The following is a 10,775-nucleotide window of genomic DNA, read 5'->3' as shown; positions in this document are numbered from 1 at the left end:
TCGCGGTTTCCCCCTTGCGTTTCACTACGGTTGTCGTTACTAACTCCGGTTATCTCCTCTCAGATAACAAGTTTTAACCCATGCCGGGCACACTAAGGCGCAATAACCATCGGGCATTGCGCCGTATGTGCTACCTTACCATCTGGTGCAATGCGTTACACTTATTGCACCCTACCAGCTAAATCAAACGTGACTTTGTCGGCTCCTCTTGCCGTATTATTGATATTCTCTACAGCTTGCCTTCACGTCATATTTGGTTTAGATGAGAATTCTTTGTGAATCATTCTTAACCGGTTAGGCTATATCTGATAGGCGGATAAAACTAAAATAATCGATAATGACGCAACCAATAGCGCGAACAGGAGGATTTTTTCAAAGATTTGGGTCAGCCAGATGATTAACGTTACCGCGAAATGATCATTTATGGTTAAAATGCAGGATTTAATTTTTTGAGAGATTAATGATATGTATCGCATCGCTCCAAGCATTCTATCTGCCAATTTTGCCAAACTGGGAGAGGAGATCACAAACGTCCTTGATTCAGGCGCAGATATCATTCACTTTGATGTCATGGATAACCATTATGTCCCCAATTTGACGATCGGCCCACTGGTATGTGAAGCGATACGTCCCTTAACCAAAGCAACGATTGACGTCCATTTGATGGTTGAGCCAGTCGATCGCATCGTGCCTGACTTTGCCAAAGCAGGCGCCGATATTATTTCCTTCCATCCAGAAGCTTCCAAGCACATCGACCGCACGATCGGTCTCATCAAGGAACAAGGATGCAAAGCAGGATTGGTATTCAACCCGGCCACGCCTCTTAATTACCTCGACCATGTGCTGGATAAGCTGGATTTAGTGTTAATCATGTCAGTCAACCCTGGTTTTGGCGGGCAGAAATTTATCCCGGAAGCACTCAATAAATTATCAGAAGTGCGAAAACGCATCGATGCGAGTGGCAAAGACATTCTGCTGGAAATTGATGGTGGAGTAAAAGCGGACAATATTGCTGAAATCGCGCGTGCAGGGGCGGATACTTTTGTTGCGGGATCCGCTATTTATGGTGCAGGTAAAGACAGTGACCCGCATCGCTACGATACGATTATTGCGGCAATGCGAGCAGAACTGGCAAAAGTTTAGTTGAATAATCATTCATCTTTGACACTTCCCTCACTAACTTTTCTCACCACCTAAATAAAAACAAATGAATCCAGATAATTTACAACGTACTGATCGCCGTACGACAGAAATTCAGTTTCCACTCCAGATTAAGGCGGTTGTCATTGATCTGGATGGGACACTGCTTGATACCGCCATGGATCTTGCTTCTGCTGCGAACAAGATGCTGACGGAACTCGGCAAACCCGAATTACCCGTCGCTACCATCCAATCCTTTATAGGAAAAGGGATCCAGAGACTGGTAAAACGCGCATTGACAAATAGCCTGGATGAGGAACCCGATCCTGAATTATTCAATAAAGCCTTGCCTATTTATCAGCGAAATTATCACGAGAATTTGTATACCCACACTCGCCCCTTCCCGGAAGTTGTGGAAGGATTAGATACGCTCAAAAAGGGTGGGTTCAAGTTAGCCTGCATCACCAACAAAGCTGAAGCATTCACTTTGCCGCTGTTACGTGCCACGAACCTGTTGCATTATTTTGAGATGGTATTGTCAGGTGACACCCTGCCTAAAAAGAAACCCGATCCCCTGCCTTTGCTGCATGCCTGCCAGCACTTTCAAATTAAACCATATGAATTACTGTTGATTGGCGATTCACTCAATGACGCAATGGCAGCACGGGCAGCAGGGTGCCATATCTTCTGTGTTCCTTACGGTTATAATGAAGGACGGGACGTCCATGAATTAAATTGTGATGCGGTGGTTTCTTCACTTCTTGAGGCGACTAAATTAATCAAAAAATGATTTATCATGGGTTCACTCTAACTACCTCATGCCATTACTCATGCCGATACTAAGATAATGAATATTGCAACCTTTCCTGTATTTTTCCTTCCTACCTTCCCGATATTAACGTATCAGTGAGAAACATATCGTTCAATTAAATCCGTTTTTAAAAAGGTTAGTGTGTGATTCAGAGTGAATTCAACAAGCTGGCGGCACAAGGTTACAACCGCATTCCCCTGGTATTGGAAACCTTTGCTGATCTTGATACCCCGCTGTCAGTTTATCTCAAACTGGCCAATCAGCCCTATTCCTACTTGTTGGAATCAGTGCTGGGTGGTGAGCGTTTTGGACGTTATTCCGTCATCGGCTTACCCGCAAAAACACGGATAGAAGTGTATGGCAATGAAGTCGATATCATTGACACCTCCACTAGCCCCAGCACCAGCAAGAAAGTCAATACCGGCAATGTTCTGGATTTTATCGAATCTTATCTGGCTGATTTTAAAATTGCACCCTACGCTGGCCTGCCCCGTTTTTGTGGAGGGCTCGTTGGCTATTTCGGTTATGACACCATACGCTATATTGAGCCAAGACTGGCAGGCCATGCCCGACCCGATACCTTGCATACGCCGGACGTCTTACTACTGCTGTCTGAAGAATTGGCGGTAGTCGACAATCTCTCTGGAAAACTCTATCTCATCATCTATGCGAATCCGCATTCAGATAATGCTTATCAAGCAGGGAAAAAACGTTTAAAAGAACTACTGGCCCGGTTGCGACAACCTTTATCTATTCCCATCGAAGAGCCAAGTAAGCCAAGCACTGCTGTCAGTGAGTTTGAGGAAGCCGATTTTATCGCTGCAGTAGAAAAAGCCAAACACTATATCGTGGAAGGGGACATCATGCAGGTGGTCCTTTCACAACGAACCAGCAAGCCTTATTCAGCCTCTCCCCTTGCGCTCTATCGCGCCCTACGCAGCCTCAACCCCTCCCCCTACATGTTCTATTATCATCTTGATCATTTCCATATTGTCGGCGCCTCTCCTGAAATTTTAGTACGGCTTGAGAAGGATATGGTAACCGTTCGTCCGATCGCTGGCACGCGCCCTCGTGGCAAAAACCTGCAGGAAGATGCCACGTTAGCAGCTGATTTATTGGCCGATCCCAAGGAACGGGCCGAGCATGTCATGCTCATGGATTTAGGGCGCAATGATATTGGCCGTGTCGCTCAAACCGGTACAGTCAAAGTAACCGAAAATATGCAAATCGAGCACTACTCCCATGTCATGCATATTGTTTCCAACGTGGAAGGCAAACTCAAACCGGGCCTGAATGCGCTCGATGTCTTACGCGCCACTTTCCCGGCTGGAACCGTCAGCGGCGCACCCAAGGTAAGAGCGATGGAAATCATCGATGAACTGGAAATCTCCAAACGGGGTATTTATGCTGGTGCAGTCGGTTACCTGGGTTTCAATGGCGATATGGATCTGGCTATCTCGATTCGCACCGGTATCATCAAGGATGGCACGTTACACGTGCAGGCAGGCGCCGGTATCGTTGCTGACTCAGTCCCTCAAAGCGAGTGGATCGAAACGCAAAATAAAGCAAAAGCGATCTTGCGTGCTGCTGAAATTGCTGAAAATGGACTCGATAGTAAAATCGATTAAAGTTTCTACAGCCACCGCCGATATCAACCTTGCGATGATGTGATTGATGCCATTCAAGCGAAAATTATTGTTCTGTACTTTAAAAACACGAGACCATTCAGATCCTATTGCCTTTATTTGCGGCAGATTCGTTGAACTATCAGACCAGACAATATGATTTTCGAAAGTCATGCTTATAACATCATGCATTTTGTCATATTAAAAATTCATTTAAAGTTTCTGCAGCAATTGCCGATATTAAAACTACGAAATTGAATTAGTCCCATCCAAGCGAAAATTATTACCCTTTATACACTATTTAAAATAGCACGACTCCATTCAAGCCCAATTGCCCCTACTTGTACCTTTACTTGCGGCAAATTCACTGAATTGTCAGATCAAAACAAGATGGTTTTTGAAAATCACCATCCGAACATCATGCCGCATGCCATATGATAAAAATTTGACTAAAGTTTCTGCCTTAGCCGCCGATAATTATCATTGCGGAGATTTGATTAATTCCATTCGAAAGTAAATCATCATTTTTTAATGCACTTTTAAAACATACTAACAGGCCGTTTCAGGTTAACTATCTTTGCATGCGACAAGTTTGCCTAACTGACAGATTATAAGGTTATGACTCATATAGTTATTTTTGTAAGACACAACCCTTACGTCATATGATATGTCATATATTACTTGCTTGGAATTAATTTATATCGTATATTCGCGACGCGGTAAATGAAGTATTTTTTTCAAGAATCAAAGAGGAGTAATTTGAGTTATGGCAGCAGAGTCATTATTAGGGGGAAGTAGTGGGACACCATTAGACAACAACGTGATAGCGTTGTTGGATCAGTTTTTAACTGATACGGTCGGTGGTAGTGCTCAAACGACGGATTTAGGTAATGGCAGTACATTAGTGATAGGTAAAGGTCACAATGGTGAAACACAAGGCGCCATTGTTACAAAAGATGCTACCATCGCAGCGGAAATTAATGCGGGTGTAATGCATTTTGCAATTCAGTTGCCAGCCGGCGTTAATATCGCCTTTGAAAGTTTAAGCGAAAAAGCAACACCCACAGAAATTGCAAACTTTCTTAATGCGCAAATTGAAGACGCATTACCGTCAAACAGTGCCGATCCTGCCATCCAGGCGCTTAATGCGAGTCTAACGAATGCGGTTAACAATCTGATCAACGCCTTGAATGCCAATGGTGTAGGTGAAAGTGTTCTGAGTATTATCAGCTTCGCAGATATTTCCAATTCACTATCCGAAACGCTGGCAGAAACACCAGCAGGAACCGCAATTACAGTTGATCCAAACGCGGGTAATACGATAAAATTCACGGCGCTCAATCCTGAAGATAAAGAAGTTTTTGCTCTGCTCTTGAGCGATATTCAGCAAGGGAAAACACTTGAACTCAGTGGTGTCGAACATGCCGTGCTGGTGGGTTCTGGTACGGTCAAAGTGGGCGATACTACCAACGCTAATCTCCAAGGTGACAATAGAGATCAACATATCACTGGCAGCAGTGGTAACGACACTCTGGTGGGCGGCGGCGGTAATGATACCCTGATCGGAGGCGGTGGCGATGACATCATAGGCTTCAATGCATTAGGTCATTACAATGTCCAGATCGACAATGGTGATAAACTGGCCTTCCAGTTTGACGATATTCAGACCGTTGCTGATCTGCTACCTTTTGTTACCAATGTTTCCGAAGCGAATGGTAACGTTACTTTCGAATTCGTGGATGGCCAGGCCTCCATTACGCTCGTAGGTATGTCTGCAAGTGATGTGACAGCCGATATGGTAATATTTAACTTATCGTAATTAACAAGCCTATGCGCTAGAAAGCCCGCTAGAATAATGCGGGCTTTTTTATGACAAAAATCAAAAGAAATAATCTAACCCCCTATCTATCGCCGATCATTATTGATAATGGATTGCTCAGGGGATGTGCCTTCATTCCAGGCACAGAACCGGCTGAGGTTGCTGTCTATGTCGATGGTAACATCCTGACGAAAGTATGGTGCGACTCTCCCCTTGCCGATAGTTATCAGCCATTACTGGGTGAAGGTGAACCAGCCGATCTGAGCAAAGGATTCCTTGTCCCCCTGCCAGCCCAGCTATTTGACGGGGCACCGCACGAACTGACTGTCAGGCTATGCGATCCCGCTCAAAACACCGCTGCCTCTAACACCAACGACTTGGCGCAGCATGGACTGGAAAGCAAACTCACCTTCCAGCACGGTGATCGTCATGGTCAAGTGAATTTTGTGGAGGATCATTTTGAGGGATGGGTAGCTTTTAGTCATCGCCCTAATCCGCTGCCGCAACTCATTTTAAGTGATCAGGAAGAGCATTTCTGCAAACAGGTTCCCTTGATTCCTCTCCCCACGGAGAAGGGGCAACCCGATAAATATCTGGCCACTTTTCGTATTCCACAGAAAGATTTACCGATCCCGTTACGGTTCTTCTGCGGTGATATAGAGCTAAGCGGCTCACCGTGTCAACCCAAGAAAAAACTGATTGGATACTTGGAGCAGTTTGATACGCAACTCATTCATGGCTGGGCTTTTGATGTGCACCAACCCGCCAATCCAGTGGAGCTGACGCTAAAAATCGATGGCCAGATTGTGCTGCATTTTCGCCCCAATATTCGTCGTCCCGACATTGCAAACTATTTAAAGCTGCCCGAAGAAAAACTCGGTATTGTTGGTTTCCAACTAGCTCCACCCGAAATTCTGTTTGATGGTAACGAGCACCGTATCAGCGTCGAATTTGCCGGACAGAATCATCCATTACGCGGCAGTGGGCAACTGATCAAAATACCCAGGCACTATCTGACTTTTGATGAAATCGCTTCTCAACCGGAAAAAGTACGGCAGGCAAAAAAACTTGCCCGGCCCAATCAACCCACTGTCTCGGTCATTATTCTCAATCGTAATGGCGAAAAGCTGCTCGCTGCCCTGTTTGAAAGCTGGCTAATAAAGAATAGTCTGACCAACGTCGAATTTATTGTCGTGGATCACGCCTCTGAAGATGGGAGTCTACGATTGCTGAACCGCTGGCAATCACAGCTGCCGTTGCACGTTATTCCCCTGCCCTTCAATGATTCTTTTTCTGCTTCATGTAATCGCGCAGCGGAGGAAGCACGCGGGAAATTCCTGCTGTTTCTGAATAATGATATTATCTGGTTACAGGATGTCCTGCCAGCGCTGGTCGATGCCCTTGAAACCGATCAAGCAATCGGCCTGCTTGGCCTGAAATTGATCAAATCTACCAGTAGTGAGCAATCATTCAATCACACCATCGTGCAACATCTCGGCGTACGCTTTAAACTTTACAATGCAGCTTATTGGCCCTATGAAGCTACAGCAGACGACATCAATGAAGCAGAATATTCCGCCCAGTCTGTTCCAGTCGTTACCGGCGCTGTCATGTTTTGCCGCAAAGAAGATTTTTTTAATGCAGGCAAGTTTGACCCCAGTTATTTTTATGGTTTTGAAGATGTCGAGTTTTGTCTGCGTCTCAGCCACAAACTCGGCAAAAAAATCATCTGTCGAAATGATCTGCTGGCGCTTCATCATCATGGCCATACCCGCCTTTCAGGACGAGCGACCGATATTTTCGACCGTTTGATCAGTAATGCAGATGTGTTACAGACCCATGCCGGTCTATGGTTAAAGCAACGCTACTGGACCAGTCTCTTCACTGGAGATCAACATCTCACTGTCGATAAGCTGACCATTGGCTTTATCATTGATGAAAGCAGGGCTAATGGTGTAACCACCCGTCTACGAACGGATGCAATTAAATTGGCCAAGCAGGTGCGTCAGCGCTATCCTGCAGCACGCACGGTTTTTCTGCCTCCCAGCCGTGGCTGGTATAATGTGCGTAATATTCACATCCTGATAGTCGGACATCCTGAATATGATATTGGCAAAATGATGTATCGGCCTGAAGATCTGCTCACCTTTGCCTGGGTCAGAAACGAGGCTGCTCTATGGCAGCGCATGCCGTGGTGGCCTCATTTTGACGGTTACCTTGCCGCCAGCCCTGCTATAATAAATGCTTTGGCGTCCACCCTCAGCAGTCCCATCGTGCAAACCACTGCTACCTGCCCGCTTGGGCCGTTATGTACCCCCCAATCTCCGCCATTGCGTATTGCGCTGCTCACTCCGCACAAAATCTCAGCCCAGCACCAGGCCCGTCTCAAAACCTTACAGCAATCCCTGCAAGCAGCCGGGGCCGTGGTTTGGCACGAACGGCTCGATACGCCTGAGGAGTCAGCGCGGCTGGCCGATGTCCGTATCGCCCATTGTTTCAATAAATCAACCTTGAAAATAGCACCCCAATCTTACCCTCATACCTTGAATATTCTTTGGGCGCCCGACCTCAAGCAAGCACCAGGCGGCAGTCCTCTGACCGGATGGCAAATGACTAGTCAAATGCCCCAGGCAGCATGGCTGCGCAATGAAATAGAGAAAACACTTGGAAATACTTTTTGTTCATCCTAATTTTCCGGGGCAATTCCGCCGTTTTGCGGCAGCTCTGGCACGCGAACCAGACATGCGGATACATGCAGTCGGTGATGCAAAATGGATGGAAGACACCGCCCCTATACCCGACCTTCCCGTCATGGCCTACCCCACCCCGGAGGTAGCGGGTAGCAGTACTCATGCTTATGCCCGTAACTTTGATAGCGCGGTCAGGCGCGGACAACAAATCGTGCAGACACTGCTCACCCATAAGCGCCAAGGGTTGGAACCTGATTTGATCATTGCGCATCCAGGTTGGGGTGATGCTTTTTATCTGAAAGCTATGTTTCCGGGCGCCAGAGTCATCGGCTTATTTGAATACTACTATCGAGCAAGAGGCGCCAATGTGGGATTTGATCCCGAATATCCGATGAATTTCGATGATCTCTTTCGCGTGCACAGCCTCAACGCCACCCAACTGTTAGCCCTCGAATCCTGCGATGCCGGCTATTGCCCAACGGCCTGGCAGCGCAGTTGCTTTCCTGCTCATTATCAGGAACGGCTCAGCGTGATCCACGACGGCATTGACACCCATAAGGTAGCCCCAGACGCCAATGCAACCATCACCCTTCCCGATGGCTCCACTCATCGCGCTGGAGAAGAAATACTCACCTATGTCAGCCGCAGCCTGGAACCCTATCGCGGATTTCATATTTTCATGCGCGCCCTGCCCGGGATTCTGGAAGCACGTCCGAATTGTCAGGTGATCATTGTCGGCAGCGATGATGTCAGCTATGGCAAACAGCCCCCCATCGGCCAGACTTATCGCCAACGCTATCTCAGTGAAATCGCTAACAAAATCGATCAGACACGCCTCCATTTCACTGGCCGTCTTCCCTATCAGGATTATCTGAAAGTATTACAAATATCGCGCGCGCATGTTTACCTGACTTATCCCTTTATTCTTTCCTGGTCCATGCTCGAAGCCATGTCCAGCGGCTGCCTGATGATTGCGTCTGCCACTCCCCCGGTACAGGAAGTGATAAATAATGGGGAAAATGGCTTGTTATTCCCATTCAATGAACCCGTCACTCTGGCAAACTATGCAATCAAAGCATTAGCCAACCCGGAGCAGTACCAGGAATTACGCCACCAGGCGCGACAAACCGTGGTTGCTCGCTATGATTTTAATACGATCTGTTATCCAGCATTCAAGCAGCTCATCAAACAATTTGAATGGTAGTAGAAATCCATGACTAAAACACTTACTGATATCTTAAAAGAAGCCGGCGCTCTCCTTGAGAATCGCGATTACACTAATGCTTCCACGCTCTACCAGGAAGCCATGAAACTACAACCGGGCAATGCGGCTGCCGCCATGGGCATCGCCATGATCCATAACCGCACAGGACAACCGGAAGAAGCCCTCAAAATTCTGCAGGGGGTATGGAAATCGATCTCCAGCAGTAAAATGAAAAAAGCGGTCGCACCTAAAGCGGCGGTGCTCGCACAGATTGGTCTGGCGCAGCAGCAATTGGGCCGCGTGCTGGAAGCTCTGCAGATCTTCCGGCAAGCGAACGCATTACTTCCCTCTGCCGAGCTAACTGAACGCATCCAGAAACTGGAAAATGTGATCGAAAACCCCAATACCATTGAGCAACTGCTGATTCATGCCAGTCAGCTACAGCGAACCGGCAAACTGGAAGAGGCGGTTAAGGTGTATCATGCCGCACTGCAAATCAATGCGGATCATCCGGAAGCGCTCCATGGCCTTGGACTGACACTGAGCGCCCAGAAAGATCTGGAGAGCGCGCTTCCTTTACTTCAACAAGCGATTGTGCTGTCCCCCGATCGGCCTGATTACTACAATGACCTGGGAATACTCTTCCAGGAACGCGGCGAACTCGACAAAGCCATCAGTTTTCACAAACGCGCCCTTAAAATTAAGGCAGACTTTTTCCCCGCTCACATTAATCTTGGGGTGGCTTACAAGCGTCTGGGCAAACTGGATGAGGCCATTGCCGCCTACCGCCAGGCCATTACCATCCAGCCTAATTCAGCCGCTGCGCACAATAACCTGGGCAACCTGTTGCGCATTCAAGGCGACTTAGTTAATGCGCGGAAAGAACTGGAAGAAGCTATCAAGCTACAACCTGGCTATCAGGGCGCCCTCGATAATCTGGCAGTACTCGAGCAACAGGTTCAGCAAGCATCTGCCACAACCGAAACAACCTCAAAGCCAGCAACACGCAAAAAAGGCTAACTCAGATTTTCTTAATGAAAATCTGAATTTGAATGACATCATTCCATTTCTAAATCAAACCTGAGGCGAGAGCGATGCGCAGACAGTATGAATAATACAGTAAGGTAAAGCCGATACAGCCAGTACAGCCAGTTTTGATCTAGAAATGGAATTAGGCTATAGATTGCAGCTTGTTGGATGCAGCTTATAGGATGGTGAAGTGAGGCACATAAAGCGTAATGCCCGCTCGTTATTGCATCCAACGTAGATTGCTTGAGGTAGATTCTAAGAAACCACAAGTTTTCCCGGGCAGTTTAGGTGGTAAGATATATAGCTGGATCGGGTCGGGGTAACGGATTGTATCCGTTACCTCTCCCACACCACCGGACGTGCGGTTTTCCGCATCCGGCGGTTGAACCCAGTAACTTAAGCTGTCACAAAATCTGATGGAACCCATAATCCCCATCGTTTCAGCCTTGCCTTATTG

The 10,775-nt window shown here is 47.1% G+C and carries 7 protein-coding genes; all 7 read left to right on the top strand.

Annotated elements, in window-relative coordinates; translation table 11 throughout:
* The first annotated feature begins 465 nt into the window (after positions 1-465).
* Positions 466-1,143 (top strand): ribulose-phosphate 3-epimerase, encoded by a 678-nt coding sequence (rpe, locus tag BM283_RS15700; RefSeq protein ID WP_090694778.1) that lies wholly within the window; start codon positions 466-468, stop codon positions 1,141-1,143.
* Positions 1,144-1,207: 64 nt separating this feature from the next.
* Positions 1,208-1,930: a phosphoglycolate phosphatase gene (locus BM283_RS15695; RefSeq protein ID WP_090694776.1), complete on the top strand. Its 723-nt coding sequence runs from the start codon at positions 1,208-1,210 to the stop codon at positions 1,928-1,930.
* A gap of 164 nt (positions 1,931-2,094) precedes the next feature.
* Positions 2,095-3,579, top strand: a complete 1,485-nt coding sequence (trpE, locus tag BM283_RS15690) for an anthranilate synthase component I (RefSeq protein WP_090694774.1) — start codon at positions 2,095-2,097, stop codon at positions 3,577-3,579.
* Between the two features lie 763 nt (positions 3,580-4,342).
* Positions 4,343-5,395, top strand: a complete 1,053-nt coding sequence (locus tag BM283_RS15685) for a hypothetical protein (RefSeq protein WP_090694772.1) — start codon at positions 4,343-4,345, stop codon at positions 5,393-5,395.
* Between the two features lie 50 nt (positions 5,396-5,445).
* The gene (locus tag BM283_RS15680) at positions 5,446-8,085 is read left to right on the top strand and encodes a glycosyltransferase family 2 protein (protein ID WP_090694769.1); all 2,640 of its coding nucleotides are present in this window, start codon (positions 5,446-5,448) and stop codon (positions 8,083-8,085) included.
* Positions 8,060-9,289 (top strand): glycosyltransferase, encoded by a 1,230-nt coding sequence (locus BM283_RS15675; protein ID WP_090694768.1) that lies wholly within the window; start codon positions 8,060-8,062, stop codon positions 9,287-9,289. Before BM283_RS15680 ends, BM283_RS15675 begins: the two co-directional genes overlap by 26 nt.
* 9 nt (positions 9,290-9,298) lie before the next feature.
* Positions 9,299-10,309, top strand: coding sequence for a tetratricopeptide repeat protein (locus BM283_RS15670; protein WP_090694766.1), 1,011 nt, complete (start codon positions 9,299-9,301; stop codon positions 10,307-10,309).
* Positions 10,310-10,775: the final 466 nt, after the last annotated feature.

Origin of the sequence: Nitrosomonas sp. Nm34 (assembly GCF_900113925.1) — a bacterium.
Lineage (GTDB): Bacteria > Pseudomonadota > Gammaproteobacteria > Burkholderiales > Nitrosomonadaceae > Nitrosomonas.
This window is presented reverse-complemented; position numbering and strand designations above follow the sequence as displayed.